The organism is Nocardioides sp. NPDC006273, from assembly GCF_040613495.1.
Taxonomy (GTDB): Bacteria; Actinomycetota; Actinomycetes; order Propionibacteriales; family Nocardioidaceae; genus Nocardioides.
Genome location: NZ_JBEXSD010000044.1, coordinates 1 through 16122, shown reverse-complemented (window position 1 = coordinate 16122; position 16122 = coordinate 1). Strand labels below are relative to the sequence as shown.

Here is a 16122-nt window from a genome sequence, read left to right as displayed (position 1 = left end):
ACTTCCGCTCTAGGCGCGGACACCTCGACGGGGTTGTGAAGCTGAGAGTGACCTATAGGCCACTCTCAGCTTCACAACGAGCTCGGCTGAGTCAGCAGGACGACCTTTCCCGTCGTCTCACGATTCTCGAGAGCGGCGTGGGCCGCCGCAGCTTCGGCGAGAGGGAAGGCAGAGCCGACGTACGGCTTGCGGGTGCCGTTCGCGGCGGCCTCGAGGGAGGCCCGCTCGAACTCCTTGATCCGGCCCAGGACCCGGGGGCCGAGGATGTCGATGATCGTCGCGCCGCCCTCATAGCCGTCCTGGTCGCCGGAGAACCGGACCATCCGGCCCTCGGCCCCCAGGTGGGCATAGACCTGCCTGGGTACGTCACCCCCGAGCCCATCGAGGAGGACCGTGATCCGCGGCTCCGCGGCGCGAAGCCGCTCCAGCCAACCGTCTTTGCGGTAGTCGACGACCGTCTGCGCACCGAACCCGCGGGCGATCTCGAGCTTGGCGTCCGAGCCCGCGAGCCCGACCGCACGAGCGCCCGCGTTGCGGATGCCCTGGAGCAGGATCGCACCCATGCCACCGGCTGCCGAGGTGACCACGACGACGTCGTCGGGGGTGATCTGGGCGTCCTCGAGCACAGCGGCCGAGGTGCGTCCGGTGCCGATCGCGGCCACGGCGTCGGCCGACTCCAGGCCGTCGGGGCGGAGGTAGAGCTGCTTCTCGTCGGCGACGGCGAGCTCGGCGTAGCCGCCGCTGCTCCCCACACCGAGGTGGGCGACGACCTTCGCGCCCCGCCAGACCTCGTCGACGCCATCCCCGATCTCGTCGACCACCCCGGCAACCTCACGGCCAGGAGTCATCGGAAGCTCCGGGCGCGGCATCGTCGGCGGAAGGTCGGCCGCTCTGATCGAGGTGTCGAGACGGTGGATGCCGGCAGCCTCCACCTTGATGCGTACCTGGCCCGGACCCGGTGTCGGGTCGGCCACCTCCTCGATCCGCAGGACCTCCGGGCCGCCGAACTCGTGCTGTCTGATCGCTCTCATACGGCGAGTCAACATGCTCAAGCTGACTTGAGGTCAAGGTTTTCGGGAAGACCTCAGGCGAGCTCCGGGATCGGCCGGAGCACAGCGGCGACGTCACGCGCGAGGCGTACGCGCCGGAGCAGCTCCTCCGCGTCCGGCTCCACGTCGGTGGTGACCGTGATGGCGTCGTTGCGGGCCACCACCCACAGGCGCTCGTCGACGACGTGGCTGGCGAACCGGGACAGCGCCCGGGCGTGCTCCTCGTCCGCCGCGATCACGGCCCCGTCGGGAGTGGTCACGCTGGTCTTGGCACGGAACTCCGGCGGGAAGAAGACCGGCGTGGGCACCCGGCCCGTGCCGGTGTTGCCGGAGCCTGGCGAGAGCCCGATCATCGCGGCTGTCTTGGGCAGGTGGGCGGGGACCCGCACCACCACCCAGCGCGCCGGGCGCCAGGCACCTTTCCCCGGGGACGCCTTGCCGTGCCAGTACTCGACCAGGATCCCGTCGCAGGAGCCGTCGACGACGAGGTCGCAGCGCTCGGCGCGTACGTCAGTGCCCAGCACCTCCCACCGAACCGGCCGCTGCGCCGCAGCCTTGCCCGTCACGACCGACCAGCCGAACGTCTGCGCAGCGCGGGTCACGCTGTCGCGCCGCTCCTTCGTCATGCGGGCGACAGAGGTCCGCGGCGCCTGCGACGGCGCCGCGGCTCCATCTGAGTAGGCGCCCCTCGGCATGCGCTCCATCGTAAGCGCCTGCACCACCGGATTTCGGGAAGGCGAAACCGAATTTCTTGATTACGAGGTTTGATGGGTGGGTGCTGTTCCCCAACGCCGACCTCGAACGCATCCGCGCCGGTGAGATCGATCTGGCCTTCCGCCGCTGGAAGCGTCCGATGCATGTCGCCGGCGGTCGCCAGCGCACTGGGGTGGGTGTGGTCGAGTTCGTCGCCGTGTCCCCGGTGACCTGTGATGCGCTCACCGACGAGGAGGCCCGCCGGGCAGGTACGACGCTCCCGGACCTGCTGGAGTTCCTCGCTCGCAAGGACGGGGAGGTCTATCGGATCGAGGTGCGTTACGCCGGCGACGACGAGCGGATCGCGCTGCGCGCCAAGCGCCCGGGCAAGACGGAGACCGCCGCGCTGGTCGCAAAGCTGGCCGACATGGACCGGCGCAGTCGTCGGGGGCCGTGGACGCGGGAGCACCTCGAGCTCATCGAGGCCCGTCCCGGGGAGCTCGCCGAGACCATCGCGGCCTCGATCGGGCGCGAGAAGAAGCCGTTCAAGGCCGACATCCGCCGCCTCAAGGAGCTCGGTCTCACCGAGTCGCTCCCGGTCGGCTATCGCCTCTCACCTCGTGGGCGGGCGGTGCTCCGGGCGCTGCGGGCGTGAGGTTGTCCCTCCATCAAGGTATGCAGGGCAAGGAACACATCCCAAGCGGAGCTCCGCAAGGGATGTGCTCCTTCGTCGGCATACCTTGACGAAGGAACAGACCCGATCAGCCCAGGTCGGTGGCGAACAGGTCGGCCTCGGTCTCGCGCCGGACGATGACGCGGGACTCCCCGTCACGGACCGCGACGACCGGGGGCCGCAGCGCGTGGTTGTAGTTGGAGGCCATCGAACGCCCGTAGGCACCGGTGCCCGGCACGGCAATCAGGTCGCCGGGAGCGATGTCGCCGGGAAGGAACTCGTGCTTGACCACGATGTCGCCGGCCTCGCAGTGCTTGCCGACGACGCGACCGAGGACGGGCCCGGCGGTCGAGGACCGGCCGGCGAGCGTGGCGGAGTAGTCGGCGTCGTAGAGGGCCGTGCGGATGTTGTCGCTCATCCCGCCGTCGACGCTGACATAGGTGCGGGTGACGCCGCCGTCGAGGGCGACCTCCTTGACCGTGCCGACCGTGTAGACGGTGCACATCGAAGGCCCGACGATGGCCCGGCCCGGCTCGATCGAGAGGTGCGGCACCGCCAGGCCGAAGCCACGGCACTCGTGCTCGACGATCGCGGTCAGCTCCTCGGCGAGCGCCTTGGGCGTCGAGGGGTCGTCCTGGGTGGTGTAGGCGATGCCGAAGCCACCACCGAGATCCATCTCGGGCAGCTCGGTGCCGAGCTCGTCGCGGATCCGCGCCTGCAGCGCCAGCACGCGCCGGGCAGCGACCTCGAAGCCGGAGGAGTCGAAGATCTGGGAGCCGATGTGGGAGTGGAGCCCGCGCATCTCGACGTTCGGAGCCTCGAGCAGCCGACGTACGGCCTCGAAGGCGTCGCCGGAGGAGATCGAGAAGCCGAACTTCTGGTCTTCGTGGGCGGTGGCGATGTATTCGTGGGTGTGGGCCTCGACGCCGGCGGTCACCCGCACCATCACCTTGGCGGTGATGCCGGTCTCGGCCGCGATCGCGGCGACCCGCTCGACCTCGGCGAAGGAGTCGACGATGATCCGTCCGACGCCCGCGACGATCGCCCGACGCAGCTCCATCGGGGTCTTGTTGTTGCCGTGGTAGCCGATCTTCGCCGGGTCCACCTCGGCGCGCAGCGCGACCGAGAGCTCACCGTCGGAGCACACGTCGAGGCAGAGCCCCTCCTGCGCCACCCAGCGCGCGACCTCGGTGCAGAGGAACGCCTTGCCGGCGTAGTAGACGTCGTAGCCGGTGAAGGCGTCACGGAACGCGCGGGCACGCTCGCGGAAGTCGGCCTCGTCCAGGACGTACGCAGGGGTGTTGATGTTCGCGACCAGGTCGGGCACCGCGACACCACCGACGGTGAGGACACCGTCGGTCTTCTCGGCCGTCGCCGACCACAGCGCCGGCACGAGGGCGTTGACGTCGTCCGGGGTCTTCAGCCACACCGGGGAGGTGCCGGTGAACGAGCCCGGCGATGCGTGCCCGCTCACATCCGCTCCGGAGCGGAGACGCCGAGCAGCCCGAGGCCGTTGGCGAAGACGGTGCGGGCAGCGGAGACGAGCGCCAGCCGGGCCAGGTTGACAGGGCCGGCCGGCTCGTCGCCCTTGGGCAGCATCCGGCAGTCGTCATCGTCGTACCAGCGGTGGAAGATCCCGGCGGTGTCCTCCAGGTAGCGGGCGACCCGGTGGGGCTCACGCAGCTCGGCGGCGGTGGCGACCACGCGCGGAAGCTCGGCGAGCGCGCGCAGCAGCTCGCCCTCCCGCTCGTGGGTGAGCAGCGAGGGGTCGAAGGCGTCGAGGTCGATCTGCATGCCGAGATCGGCGGCGTTGGCCATCATCCGGCAGGTGCGCGCGTGGACGTACTGCACGTAGTAGACCGGGTTGGCGCTGTCGGCCTTGGCCCACAGGTCCAGGTCGATGTCGATGTTGGAGTCGCTGGAGTAGCGGGCCAGCGCGTAGCGGGCCGCATCCACGCCGATCGCCTCGACGATGTCGTCGATGGTGACCACGGTGCCGGCGCGCTTCGACATCCGCATCGGCTGGCCGTCCTTGAGGAGGTTGACCATCTGGCCGATCAGGATCTCGAGGTTCTCATGGGGCGTGTCGCCGAAGGCGGCGCACATCGCCATCATCCGGCCGACGTAGCCGTGGTGGTCGGCGCCCAGCATGATGAAGCAGCGGTCGAAGCCGCGCTCGCGCTTGTCGAGGTAGTAGGCGAGGTCGCCGGAGAAGTAGGCCCCGTTGCCGTCGGCCTTGATCACGACACGGTCCTTGTCGTCACCGAACTTCTCGGTCGCGAGCCAGATCGCGCCGTCCTTCTCGTAGACGTTGCCGAGCTCCTTGAGCTTCGCGATGGCGCGGTCCACGGCACCGGACTTGTGCAGGTTGTCCTCGTGGAAGTAGACGTCGAAGTCGACGTTGAAGTCGTGCAGGCTCTGCTTGATCTCGGTGAACATCAGGTCCACGCCGATCGCACGGAAGACCTCCTGCGGGTCATCGCTCTCGAGCGCGCCCGGCTCCTTGGCGATGACCTGCTTGGCGATCTCCTCGATGTACGCCCCGCCGTAGCCGTCCTCGGGCACCGGCTTGCCCTGCGCCCAGGCCAGGAGCGAGCGCGCGAAACGGTCGATCTGGCCGCCGTGGTCGTTGAAGTAGTACTCCCGGGTCACCTCGGCGCCGCTCGCCTCGAGCACGCGGCCCAGCGCGTCGCCCACCGCGGCCCAGCGGACACCGCCGAGGTGAAGCGGGCCGGTCGGGTTGGCGGAGACGAACTCCAGGTTGATGTTGTGTCCCGCGAAGGCCTCGTTGTTGCCGTAGGCGGCGCCGGCAGCGACGATCTCGCCCGCCACCTTGCCCTGGGCACCGGCCTCCACGGAGATGTTCAGGAAGCCCGGCCCGGCGATCTCGACGTCGGCGATCCCGTCGGTCGCCTTCAGCTTCTCGGCGACCTGCTCCCCCAGCGCGCGCGGGTTCATGCCGGCCTTCTTGGCCAGCTGCAGCGCGACGTTGGTGGCGTAGTCGCCGTGCCCCTTCTGCCGGGGTCGCTCCACCGTGACAGTGCTCGGAACGCCGTCGGGAAGGGTGATCGCACCCTCATCGACGAGCGCGGTGAGGACATCGACGACCGCGGTGGAAAGCTGCTCAGGAGTCACGAGGTCCAGCGTATAAGCGCCAGTCGGTTTCACCGTTATCCGTCCCAGCCTGTAGGGTTCCATCTGCATCGCTCAGGCGGTGCACTGCCTCCGTAGCTCAGGGGATAGAGCGCCGGTTTCCGGTACCGTAGGCCGCAGGTTCGATTCCTGCCGGGGGCACAGACGAGACCGCTGGGTGACCAGCGGTCTCTCTCATTTTCTGCCCGAGAACAGGTCATGCGCGACGCCGATCCATGTCACGCTGTCGGCGAGATGAACACCGCAGACGTACGCCATGTCCTCTTCGATGCCGACGGTGTGCTCCAGCATCTCCCCGGAGGTTGGTACGCCGCGGCGGAGCCGTTCCTCGGGGAGAGCTCGGAGGCTTTCCTCCATGCCGCCTGGGCCCTGGAGTCGCCGCTCCTCACCGGTGGTGATGTCGACTTCGTCGCGACGCTGGAGGGGCTGCTCGTCGAGCACGGGTCGTCCGCCTCCACTGCGGAGGTCTATGCCGCCGTGTGGGGCACAGTCGAGACGGTCGCGGCGACGGCCGAGGTCATACGTCGGGTGCGGACCGCCGGTTATGGCGTGCACCTCGGCACGAACCAGGCCGCACACCGAAGCCACCTCATGCGCTCCACGCTCGGCTACGACGACCTCTTCGACGTGAGCTGCTACTCCTACGAGCTCGGCGTGGCCAAGCCCGATCCGAGCTTCTTCCGGCGCGCGGCCGATCTCATCGGATCCGAGCCCGGCGAGATCCTGTTCGTCGACGACAGCGCCAAGAACGTCGAGGGCGCGCGATCAGCAGGCATGTCAGCCATCCACTGGACCCTCGACGTCGACGACGAGCTCGCGATGGCCGCCCTCATCGCCCAGCTGGCGACCCACGGCGTGGCTCTCTGATCCGCGCAGAAGCGGCGACACACGGTTCGTGACCCTGGCCGAGCCAGTGACACTCATGCACGCCGCGGAAGGAACGAACTGTGTGCATCGAGGATCGGCTCGCCCAACCAGCAGGCAACCTTCGCGGCCTGCCGACGGACCGGAACCGTTGCACCTGAGGCAGTTGATGCACCTCAACCGTCGCAGGCGTAACGGTTCCGGTCCACCTGCTCACCGACCCTCGGCGAGCGTGTGCGCGACGAGTGCGTTGGCGTGACCGTGGCCGAGGGCGTACTCGCTCTTCAGGTGGGCCACGAGCTCCATGTGCTTGCTGCTCCTGTGGTCGCGGATGATCTGCTTCCACTCGGCGATCGGGCGGCCGTACTTCTTCTCGATGGACGGGAAGTAGGAGGCGGGGCCCTTCACCTGATCGGTCATCTCTGGTCTCCTTGTGCAAGCGTGGCGACCATCGCCACTCACCAACGCGTCGAGCGAAGCATCACCATCTCGACACGGATCGACAACAGAATTCGGGAGACGTACGTGACCAGCTATCCCCCAGCCCCATGGCACATGCACGGATCGATGTGGCTCTCGGTCTACCGGCTCGGACACCATGTCGACGAGCGGCACCCGAAGGGCATCTACGCCGTCGCCCTGGTCGACTACACCGAGCCCAGCCCGCTGACCTACCACGAGCTCCTCTCCGCCCGAGTGATCACCGCCTCAAACGGGAAGAAGGCGGTGAGCGTGGTCGACATCTGGGTGGACTCCCCCGACTCCGTGGCCGGCGGCCGTACGTTGTGGGCGATCCCGAAGGGGCTGGCCAAGTTCAGCGGAGGATCCGCCACCAAGGGGCCGCTGTCGACCCACACCTGGGAGTCGAGCCACGACGAGGGCCCGATCGCGACGGCCCGGTTCAGCGACGTCACCCGGATCGCTCCTCGGGTCCAGATGCGGGGCAACGTGGAGCAGCTCGGAATCGAGGAGCACCCTGAGACCGCCTGGCTCACCATGAGCGGCCGGGCCAAGCTCCTGCCCGCACGCGGCAGCTGGCGCTTCGACCCCGACGGCCCGCTCGCCTACCTCCGCGACGCCACCAAGATCGCGTCGTTCCGCGGCAAGGGCTTCGAGGTCGACTTCGGCTGAGTCCGAGTGTCGGTGGTCGCAGGTAGCGTCGAGTGGCATGAATGCACTTCACATCGACTACCTCGAGCTCGCGGTCACCGATCTCCCGGGCTCCCGCGCCTTCTACGAGTCGGCCTTCGGTTGGTCCTTCAACGACTACGGCGGGATGTACGCCGGCATCGTCGGCCCGGACGGCAAGGACGAGAACGGCGGGATGTACGCCTCCGAGACCCCGGTCGCCCCGCTCCCGCTCATCCGGACGGCCGACCTGGAGGCCGCGCTGGCGGCTGTGGAGAAGGCCGGCGGCACCGTCCTCGACCCGCCCTACGACTACCCCGGCGGGCGTCGCTTCATCTTCACCGACCCGTCCGGGAATCGGCTCGGCGTGTATCAACCTGCCGAGTAGCCACAAATTCTAAGGCTCGACCGAATTACCGGGAGCGCCCTAGACTCCGACCGCATGACCGACGCTACGCCGGCTCTGCTCGCGTATCTGTCCCGGTGGCTCGATGAGTCCCAGGGCGATCGCGACGTGGAAGCCGTTCTCTGGGGGAGAGTTGCGAAGGTGAGCGAAGAGGCCGGCGAGGCCATCGCCACACTCATCGGAGCCACCGGGCAGAATCCCCGACCAGGCAGTATCCACAGCTATGACGGCGTCATCGAGGAGTTCCTCGATGACGCGATCACCGCGATGACCGCCGCCGAGCGCGGCCTCCTGCCCGAAAAGGTCGGCGCCCCGACCTAGTGGCGCCTAGGACTTCCGCTTCGCGGCCTTCCGCTGGGCGCGGAGCCTGCGCTCCTCGGCGTACATCGTCTCGGCCTCCTCGAGCGTGGGGGCCGAGCCGCCGTACGCCTTCGGCAGCCACCACGAGCCCGGGGGCTGCTCCTCGGCCGGGTGCGCCTTGATCAGCCGGTCGAGCATGGCCTCCATCTGCGCCTTGAGCGCCGCGGTCTCGGCGGCCGGGTCCTCGCCGGTCACCGGCAGCGGCGGGCCGATCTCGATGCCGACAGTCTTGTGGCGCGACAGATCGACGCGTCGGCCCTTCGTCATGATCCGCTGGGTGCCCCACAGCACGACGGGGATCAGCGGGACGCCGGCCTCGGCTGCGATGCGTACGGTGCCGGTCTTGAGGTCCTTGATCAGGAACGAGCGCGAGATCGTGGCCTCGGGGAAGATCCCGACGACCTCACCGTCCTGGAGGTAGTCCACGGCCTTCTTCATCCCGGCCGCGCCGTAGCTGCGGTCGATCGGGATGTGGTGGAACGAGCGCATCACCGGGCCGCCGACGGGGTGGTCGAAGACCTCCTTCTTGGCGATGAAGCGGGTCAGCCGGCCACGCTCGGCCCCGGGGAATCCCGCCATGACGTAGTCGACGAAGGAGAGGTGGTTGACGGCCAGCAGGGCGCCGCCCGACTTCGGGATGTGCTCCACGCCGGTCATGTTGATCTTGATGTCGCCGAGCTTGAACCAGGTGCGAGCCGCGGCGATCGTGACCGGATAGCTGATGTCCATGTCCGAATCGTGTCACGTAGCGGTGAACTCCGTCGGACTAGCCTCGTTCCGTGAACGAGCGTCAGCGAGTGAACCATCCAATCGACACGCGACCGCGTCCGTACTCTGGCGCTCGCGCTACGGAGGTGGTCGCGTGAGCACCCTGCATGTGACGACCACCGATGGGGCTCCGACTGGCGGTCACCGACTTCGGCTCCCCCGGCGACACCCGCCCGACGCTGATCTGCGTCCACGGCTATCCCGACAACTCCAGCGTGTGGCTCCCGCTGGTTCGGATCTTGGGCGGCGACCTGCGGATCGTGACGTACGACGTGCGCGGCCACGGCAGCTCGCAGGCACCGGCCACCCGCGAGGGCTACCTGATCGAACAGCTCAACGCCGACCTGCAGGCCGTCATCGACGCGGTCAGCCCGGCCGCGCCGGCGCACCTGCTCGCCCACGACTGGGGCTCGACCCAGACCTGGGAGGCGGTCGCCGGCAACGTACCGTCCGAACGGATCGCGTCGTTCACGTCGATCTCCGGGCCGAGCCTCGACCAGACCGGGGCCTGGCTGCGTACGCCGGATAGAACCGCCCGTGGCGTGCTCGCTCGCCTCAAGCAGGGTGCCGGGTCGACCTACATCGGGTTCTTCCAGGCGCCGCTGCTTCCCGAGCTCGCCTGGCGTTCAGGCCTCCTCGACCGGATCGTCGGCGGCTCGGCCCTCGACCGCACCCGCTCGGACCGGATCAACGGCCTCGAGCTCTACCGGGCCAACGCGATCGCCCGGATGGCTCGCCCGCGGCCGCGCCCGGTGACCGTCCCGGTCCAGGTCATCGCCCCGATCGGCGACGCCTATGTCAGCCGCGCTCTGGCCGCCGAGGCCCCGAAGCCGTACGTCGCGGACCTGACGGTCCACGAGATCGAGGGCTCCCACTGGGTGGTCGCCGACCATCCCGAGCGGGTCGCACCGCTGGTGCGCGACTTCGTCAGAGCTCGAAGCTAGCCCCGGCAGCCGCGGTTGAGCCGGCCGTCGTTGCGCGCGTCGTTGCCCATCGCGCGGGCGGCTTGGACGTTGGGGAACACCACGCTGGCCGCGCCGACGTTGCCGATCCCGCCCGGAAGGACGCAGGTGCGGACCTTGCTCGGGTTGATCGCGGCGACGGCGTGGGCCAGCTGGTAGAGGTCGCGGCCGGAGAGGCCGGTGGTGTGCATCTTCTTCATCACCAGCGAGACGCCCTTGGCCATGAAGCCGGTCTCGTTCTGCCGGGCGACGATCTTGCGGTGGATGCCGCGGATGACCCGGGCCTGGTTGGCCGAGCGGTCGAAGTCGCCGCCGGGCAGCGTCTTGCGGGCCCGCGCGAAGTCGACCGAGTGCGGGCCGCTGATGTGGATCCGGCCCTTCTTGAAGCCGTAGCGCGCGACGTAGGGGTCGCTGAAGGCGCGCGGGTTGTCGACGTCGACCCCGCCGATGCCGATCACCAGGTCGCTCATGCCCGAGAAGGAGGTGACGAAGACGTACTGCGGCTGCACGCCGACCAGGTTGCCGACGGCCCGGCCCATCAGCTTCGGGCCGCCCAAGGTCAGCGCCTCGTTGATCTTGGAGCGGCCGTGACCGGGGATGTTGACGTAGGAGTCGCGGGGGATGCTGATGTCGGTCGCGTGGCCGGAGGACGGGTTGAAGCCGATCAGGTGCAGCGCGTCGCCGCGGCTGCGGGTGACCTTCTGGCCGGGACGGGCGTCCGAGCCCACGGCGAGGACCCAGATGGTGCCGCCCTTGCGGGTGTGCTTGGCGACGTCGAGGCCCTTGGCCCACTTGGTCGCGATCAGCTCGGCACGCGGCTCGGCGACCTGGGCGTCGGGCACCAGGATCGCGGTCATCGCGAGCATCAGGCCGAGCGCGAGCGTGGCCAGGAGGCGGCGGCGTACGAACTTCGTCAGAGGGCTCACGACTTGTCTCCCGACTTGCTGGAGGAGGACGGGCTGGGCGAGGCCGACGGCGCCGAAGACGGGTCCAGTGCCCCCTTCTCCTCGCGGGTGATGTTGAAGCCGAAGACGGCCCAGGAGCTCTTGGTCGGCACCAGGTCGAGGTGGCCGCGGACGATCTGGCGGGACTCGCGCTCGCCGGTGGTGTCGTAGACCAGTCGCACCCGCGCGACCGCGCCGACCGGATGGTTGTTGTTGGCCAGCAGGTCGACGTGCACGTCGCTGGAGACCACCTCGACGCCGTCGATGTGGGGAGCGATCGTGGCGCTGCTCATCAGGCTCATCTGCTTGCCCGCCTGAGCGACCGCGCCCTTGGAGAACCCCGGGAAGACGTTGCCGTAGGTCGAGGTCGCGCGCGGAAAGTCACCCCCGACGTACGCAGCCTGCAGCCAGCGGTCGACGACCGCGGAGACGTTGGCGGCGACCGCCTGGTGCCGGCTCTTCGGGAACTTGCCCTGGACGTGGATGAGCTTGGCGGCCGACTTCACCATAGGGGCAGGGGGCGGCGACGCCGACGACGAGGCGGCGGGCTCGTCGGGCTCGCCACCGCATCCGGCGAGGGCCACGGTGCCGCTCAGGAAGGCCGCCGTGAGTGCCGTCACGACGCGCCGACCGGTCGACCGACTTTGCCTTGTGCTGCTGCTCGTCATGTAGGGGATCCGCCTCGTCGACCTGCTCTCGGACCGGGCCACTGTACGCACAAGGACCCGGGTTGCAACTCCGCCCGGCAGGTAACGCAATATGTGTGACGGATTACATCCTGTCCACAGGTGGAGCCAGCATCGGGCATTTGTGTGTTCGGCGGGATAGCCTTGCCCGTGGGCAACCCATTTCTTACAGTGCGAAAATTCGGAAGAGGCGAATCAAGCCGTGTCCTCAGGCACCCCGTCCCCCAACACTGCCGACATCCCCGCGGAATTCGGCGCCAACGAGTGGCTGGTCGAGGAGATGTACGACCAGTACACCAAGGATCCCAGCAGTGTTGACCCCGTGTGGGTGAAGTTCTTCGAGACAAACGGACAGCCCGGCGCGTCGCAGAACGGTGCCTCGGCTCCGGCCTCGCCCGCCGCCAAGGCTCCGGTCTCCCCCGCGTCGGCCAACACTCCCGCGCCGACCTCACCCACCTCCGCCGAGGCGCCGGTGGCGAAGGCGGCTCCGGCTCCCAAGGCAAAGCCCCGCCCGGCCGCTCAGGCCGCGGAGCCGGCCACGGGCACCGCGAAGCCCACTCCCAAGGACGCCCCGAAGCCGACCGCCGTCGCGGTCACCGACGAGCCGACCTACACCACGCTGCGCGGCATCCCCGCCGCCACCGCCAAGAACATGGACGTGTCGCTCGCGGTGCCGACCGCGACCTCCGTGCGCAACATGCCGGTCAAGCTGCTGTGGGACAACCGCACCGTCATCAACAACCACCTCAAGCGCGCTCGCGGTGGCAAGGTCTCCTTCACCCACCTCATCGGCTACGCCATCATCAAGGCGATCAAGGCGATGCCGGCGATGAACAACACCTACGCCGAGATCGACGGCAAGCCGACCCAGGTGACCCCGCCGCACATCAACCTCGGTCTGGCCATCGACCAGCAGAAGAAGGACGGCACCCGCCAGCTGGTCGCGCCGTCCATCAAGGGATGCGAGCTGATGGACTTCGCCGGCTTCTGGACGGCGTACGAGGACATCGTCCGCAAGGCCAAGGACAACAAGCTGTCCATGGCCGACTACTCCGGCACCACCGTCAGCCTGACCAACGTCGGCGGCATCGGCACCAACAACTCGGTGCCGCGGTTGATGCAGGGGCAGGCAGCGATCATCGGCGTCGGCTCGATGGACTACCCGCCCGAGTTCCAGGGCGCGTCCAACGCCACCTTGGCCAAGAGCGCGGTCTCGCGGATCATGACGATGACCTCGACGTACGACCACCGGGTCATCCAGGGCGCGCAGTCGGGCGAGTTCCTGGCCACCGTCCACCGGCTCCTGCTCGGCGAGAACGAGTTCTACGACGAGATCTTCGCGTCGCTGCGGATCCCCTACGAGCCGATCCGCTGGAACCAGGACATCGACACCACCCACGACGACCAGATCTCCAAGCAGGTCAAGGTCGGCGAGATCATCCACGCCCACCGCGTGCGTGGTCACATGATGGCCGACACCGACCCGCTGGAGTACAAGCAGCGTTCGCACCCCGACCTGCAGATCGAGTCGCACGGGCTGACGCTGTGGGACCTCGACCGCGAGTTCCCGGTCGGCTCCTTCGCCGGCGGCCGCAAGCCGTTCATGAAGCTGCGCGAGATCCTCGGTGTGCTGCGTGACTCCTACGTCCGCACCACCGGCATCGAGTACATGCACATCCAGGACCCCGAGCAGCGCCGGTGGATCCAGGACCGCGTGGAGCGGCCCTACGACAAGACCCCGCGCCAGGAGCAGCTCCGGATCCTGTCGAAGCTCAACGAGGCCGAGGCCTTCGAGACCTTCCTGCAGACGAAGTTCGTCGGCCAGAAGCGGTTCTCCCTCGAGGGCAGCGAGACCGCGATCCCGGTCATCGACGAGGTCTGCGAGGCCGCCGCCGAGGCCGGTCTGGACGAGGTCACGATCGGGATGGCCCACCGCGGTCGCCTCAACGTGCTCGCCAACATCGTCGGCAAGTCCTACAACCAGATCTTCCGCGAGTTCGAGGGCAACATCGACCCGCGTACGGTGCAGGGCTCCGGCGACGTGAAGTACCACCTCGGCGCCGAGGGCGAGTTCGTCTCCGACCTGGGCGACAAGATCAAGGTCTCCGTCGCCGCCAACCCGTCCCACCTCGAGACCGTCGACCCGGTCCTGGAGGGCATCGCCCGCGCCAAGCAGGACGTGCTCGACCAGGGCCCCGTCTTCCCGGTGCTGCCGCTGCTGGTCCACGGTGACGCCGCCTTCGCCGGCCAGGGTGTGGTCGCGGAGACGCTCAACCTGTCCCAGCTGCGTGGCTACCGCACCGGTGGCACCGTCCACCTGGTCATCAACAACCAGGTCGGGTTCACCACCTCGCCGGGCTCCTCCCGTTCCTCCCTGTACGCCACCGACGTCGCGCGCATGGTCCAGGCGCCGATCTTCCACGTCAACGGCGACGACCCCGAGGCCTGCGTGCGTGTCGCACGACTCGCCTTCGAATACCGACAGGCGTTCAACAAGGATGTCGTCATCGACCTCATCTGCTACCGCCGCCGCGGTCACAACGAGGGCGACGACCCGTCGTTCACCCAGCCGATGATGTACGACCTGATCGAGCAGAAGCGCTCGGTCCGCAAGCTCTACACCGAGTCCCTGATCGGTCGCGGTGACATCACGATCGAGGAGGCCGAGCAGGTCCTGGCCGCCTACCAGGCCCGCCTGGAGCAGGTCTTCACCGAGGTGCGCGAGGCCGACAAGATGCCGCAGGCCTGGGAGACCGTCCCGGACTACCCGGAGAAGCCTGCCGGCGAGACTGTCACCGCCATCACGCAGGACGTGCTGAAGCGGATCGCGGATGCGTACGTCACCCCGCCGGAGGGCTTCACGGTCCACCCGAAGGTGATGCCGCAGCTGCAGCGTCGCGCGACCCAGATCTCCGACGGCGGCATCGACTGGGCCACCGGCGAGACGCTCGCCTTCGGTTCCCTGCTGCTCGACGGCCGCCCGGTGCGTCTGGCCGGTCAGGACTCGCGTCGCGGCACGTTCGTGCAGCGCTTCGCGACCATGATCGACCGCAAGAACGCCGATGAGTGGACGCCGCTGAACAACCTGACCGAGGAGCAGGCGAAGTTCTACGTCTACGACTCGCTGCTCTCGGAGTACGCCGCCCTCGGGTTCGAGTACGGCTACTCGGTGGCTCGCCCGGAGGCGCTCGTCCTCTGGGAGGCGCAGTTCGGTGACTTCGTCAACGGCGCCCAGTCGGTGATCGACGAGTACATCTCGGCCGGCAAGACCAAGTGGGGCCAGGACTCCGGTGTCGTGCTGCTGCTGCCGCACGGCTATGAGGGCCAGGGTGCCGACCACTCCTCGGCGCGCATCGAGCGGTTCCTCACGCTGTGCGCGGACGAGGCCATGGTGGTGGCTCAGCCGTCCTCGCCGGCGTCCTACTTCCACCTGCTTCGTACGCACACCCTCGGCGAGGAGCACCGCCCGCTGATCGTCTTCACCCCGAAGTCGATGCTGCGTCGCAAGGACGCCGCCTCGCAGCCGGCCGACTTCACCTCGGGCTCGTTCCAGCCGGTCATCGCCGACGCCGAGGCCGACGCCTCGAAGGTCAGCACCGTGCTGGTGGTCTCCGGCCGCCTGACCTGGGACCTCGTCGTGGAGCGTAAGAAGCGGAGCCGCGAGGACGTCGCGATCGTCCGCGTCGAGCAGCTCTACCCGTGGCCGACCGAGGAGCTGGCAGCCGAGCTCGCGAAATACCCCGACGCCAAGGTCAAGTGGGTTCAGGACGAGCCCTACAACCAGGGCCCGTGGCCGAGCTACTACCTCAACGTGGTTCCCGACCTGGACCGCGAGGTCGAGCCGATCACCCGCCCGGCCTCCTCCACCACCGCCGTCGGCACCATCAAGCGGCACACGGTCGAGCAGGCGGAGCTCATCGAGCGCGCCTTCTCCTGATCGACCGGGCAGCGTAGCGCGACGAGGGAGCGCTCCGCGTCGGCCGGTCGGGTTGAGCGAGCGCACGGCCGATTTTGCGAGGCCGTGACCGCGAGTCGAAACCCACGCAGATGAAAGGCCCCTCGGCGTTCGCGCCGGGGGGCCTTCGTACGTCTGAGACAGGTGGGTGAAATAATGAGTCCATGTACTTCACCGACCGCGGCATCGAGGAGCTCGTCACCCGTCGGGGCGACGAGGAGGTCACCCTCGCCTGGCTCGCCGAGCAGCTCCAGGCCTTCGTCGACATACACCCCGAGCACGAGACCGCCGTCGAGCGGTTCGCCACCTGGCTCGCCCGCCTCGACGACCCCGAGGACTGACCCCGAGGAACTCGCCGAAACCGTAGTTCTGGCGAGCCGAATCTGTAGTTTCGGCGGCCGAGAAATCAGTTGTGGGCCGGACCAGGGTCGGCTGGGCGGCCCACCAGGCCCACCACTCGAGCGAGTACATGACCTTCGCG

Annotated in this window: 16 protein-coding genes and 1 tRNA gene; 9 read left to right on the top strand and 8 right to left on the bottom strand. The window is 68.6% G+C overall.

Annotated elements, in window-relative coordinates; genetic code table 11:
- Window positions 1-71: 71 nt before the first annotated feature.
- Both ABZZ22_RS18470 and ABZZ22_RS18465 read right to left on the bottom strand, forming a co-directional pair.
- A complete protein-coding gene (locus ABZZ22_RS18470; protein WP_354933954.1) occupies window positions 72-1031 on the bottom strand; it encodes a zinc-binding dehydrogenase in 960 nt (319 codons plus the stop codon).
- A 53-nt stretch (window positions 1032-1084) separates the two neighbouring features.
- Window positions 1085-1744, bottom strand: coding sequence for a hypothetical protein (locus ABZZ22_RS18465; RefSeq protein ID WP_354933952.1), 660 nt, complete (start codon window positions 1742-1744; stop codon window positions 1085-1087).
- An 80-nt stretch (window positions 1745-1824) separates the two neighbouring features.
- On the opposite strand from ABZZ22_RS18465, the gene ABZZ22_RS18460 reads away from it, so the two are divergent.
- Window positions 1825-2397: a hypothetical protein gene (locus ABZZ22_RS18460; RefSeq protein WP_354933950.1), complete on the top strand. Its 573-nt coding sequence runs from the start codon at window positions 1825-1827 to the stop codon at window positions 2395-2397.
- Between the two features lie 106 nt (window positions 2398-2503).
- Here the strand turns inward: ABZZ22_RS18460 and lysA are convergent, their stop codons facing one another.
- Window positions 2504-3889, bottom strand: coding sequence for a diaminopimelate decarboxylase (gene lysA / locus ABZZ22_RS18455; protein WP_354933948.1), 1386 nt, complete (start codon window positions 3887-3889; stop codon window positions 2504-2506).
- Entirely contained in the window at window positions 3886-5550 is a 1665-nt protein-coding gene (argS, locus tag ABZZ22_RS18450; protein ID WP_354933946.1) for an arginine--tRNA ligase, read from the bottom strand. Before argS ends, lysA begins: the two co-directional genes overlap by 4 nt.
- An 86-nt stretch (window positions 5551-5636) precedes the next feature.
- Between argS and ABZZ22_RS18445 the strand changes: the two genes are divergently transcribed.
- Window positions 5637-5709: transfer RNA gene (locus ABZZ22_RS18445), tRNA-Arg, on the top strand.
- Window positions 5710-5766: 57 nt separating this feature from the next.
- Entirely contained in the window at window positions 5767-6435 is a 669-nt protein-coding gene (locus ABZZ22_RS18440) for an HAD-IA family hydrolase (RefSeq protein WP_354933944.1), read from the top strand.
- A gap of 210 nt (window positions 6436-6645) precedes the next feature.
- Here ABZZ22_RS18440 and ABZZ22_RS18435 read toward each other — a convergent pair whose 3' ends face one another.
- Complete coding sequence (locus ABZZ22_RS18435) at window positions 6646-6852, bottom strand: DUF4287 domain-containing protein (RefSeq protein WP_354933942.1); 207 nt, start codon at window positions 6850-6852, stop codon at window positions 6646-6648.
- A gap of 105 nt (window positions 6853-6957) precedes the next feature.
- Between ABZZ22_RS18435 and ABZZ22_RS18430 the strand changes: the two genes are divergently transcribed.
- The 3 genes from ABZZ22_RS18430 to ABZZ22_RS18420 are packed head-to-tail and all read left to right on the top strand — an operon-like array spanning window position 6958 to window position 8287.
- Window positions 6958-7563 (top strand): acetoacetate decarboxylase family protein, encoded by a 606-nt coding sequence (locus ABZZ22_RS18430; protein ID WP_354933940.1) that lies wholly within the window; start codon window positions 6958-6960, stop codon window positions 7561-7563.
- A 37-nt stretch (window positions 7564-7600) separates the two neighbouring features.
- Window positions 7601-7948: a VOC family protein gene (locus ABZZ22_RS18425; protein WP_354933938.1), complete on the top strand. Its 348-nt coding sequence runs from the start codon at window positions 7601-7603 to the stop codon at window positions 7946-7948.
- Between the two features lie 54 nt (window positions 7949-8002).
- Entirely contained in the window at window positions 8003-8287 is a 285-nt protein-coding gene (locus tag ABZZ22_RS18420) for a MazG-like family protein (protein WP_354933936.1), read from the top strand.
- A 6-nt stretch (window positions 8288-8293) separates the two neighbouring features.
- Here ABZZ22_RS18420 and ABZZ22_RS18415 read toward each other — a convergent pair whose 3' ends face one another.
- Window positions 8294-9055 carry a lysophospholipid acyltransferase family protein gene (locus tag ABZZ22_RS18415; RefSeq protein ID WP_354933934.1) on the bottom strand — a complete coding sequence of 254 codons (762 nt, stop codon included), beginning with the start codon at window positions 9053-9055 and terminating at the stop codon, window positions 8294-8296.
- A gap of 161 nt (window positions 9056-9216) precedes the next feature.
- Here ABZZ22_RS18415 and ABZZ22_RS18410 point away from each other — a divergent pair, with 161 nt between their 5' ends.
- Window positions 9217-10038: an alpha/beta fold hydrolase gene (locus ABZZ22_RS18410; protein WP_354933932.1), complete on the top strand. Its 822-nt coding sequence runs from the start codon at window positions 9217-9219 to the stop codon at window positions 10036-10038.
- On the opposite strand, the gene ABZZ22_RS18405 is transcribed toward ABZZ22_RS18410, so the two are convergent.
- Window positions 10035-10982, bottom strand: coding sequence for an LCP family protein (locus ABZZ22_RS18405; protein ID WP_354933930.1), 948 nt, complete (start codon window positions 10980-10982; stop codon window positions 10035-10037). The genes ABZZ22_RS18410 and ABZZ22_RS18405 overlap by 4 nt on opposite strands.
- Complete coding sequence (locus tag ABZZ22_RS18400; protein WP_354933928.1) at window positions 10979-11620, bottom strand: hypothetical protein; 642 nt, start codon at window positions 11618-11620, stop codon at window positions 10979-10981. Before ABZZ22_RS18400 ends, ABZZ22_RS18405 begins: the two co-directional genes overlap by 4 nt.
- Before the next feature lie 268 nt (window positions 11621-11888).
- On the opposite strand from ABZZ22_RS18400, the gene ABZZ22_RS18395 reads away from it, so the two are divergent.
- A complete protein-coding gene (locus tag ABZZ22_RS18395; protein WP_354933926.1) occupies window positions 11889-15623 on the top strand; it encodes a multifunctional oxoglutarate decarboxylase/oxoglutarate dehydrogenase thiamine pyrophosphate-binding subunit/dihydrolipoyllysine-residue succinyltransferase subunit in 3735 nt (1244 codons plus the stop codon).
- 182 nt (window positions 15624-15805) lie between these two features.
- Window positions 15806-15982, top strand: coding sequence for a DUF6104 family protein (locus ABZZ22_RS18390; RefSeq protein WP_354933924.1), 177 nt, complete (start codon window positions 15806-15808; stop codon window positions 15980-15982).
- Window positions 15983-16122: the final 140 nt, after the last annotated feature.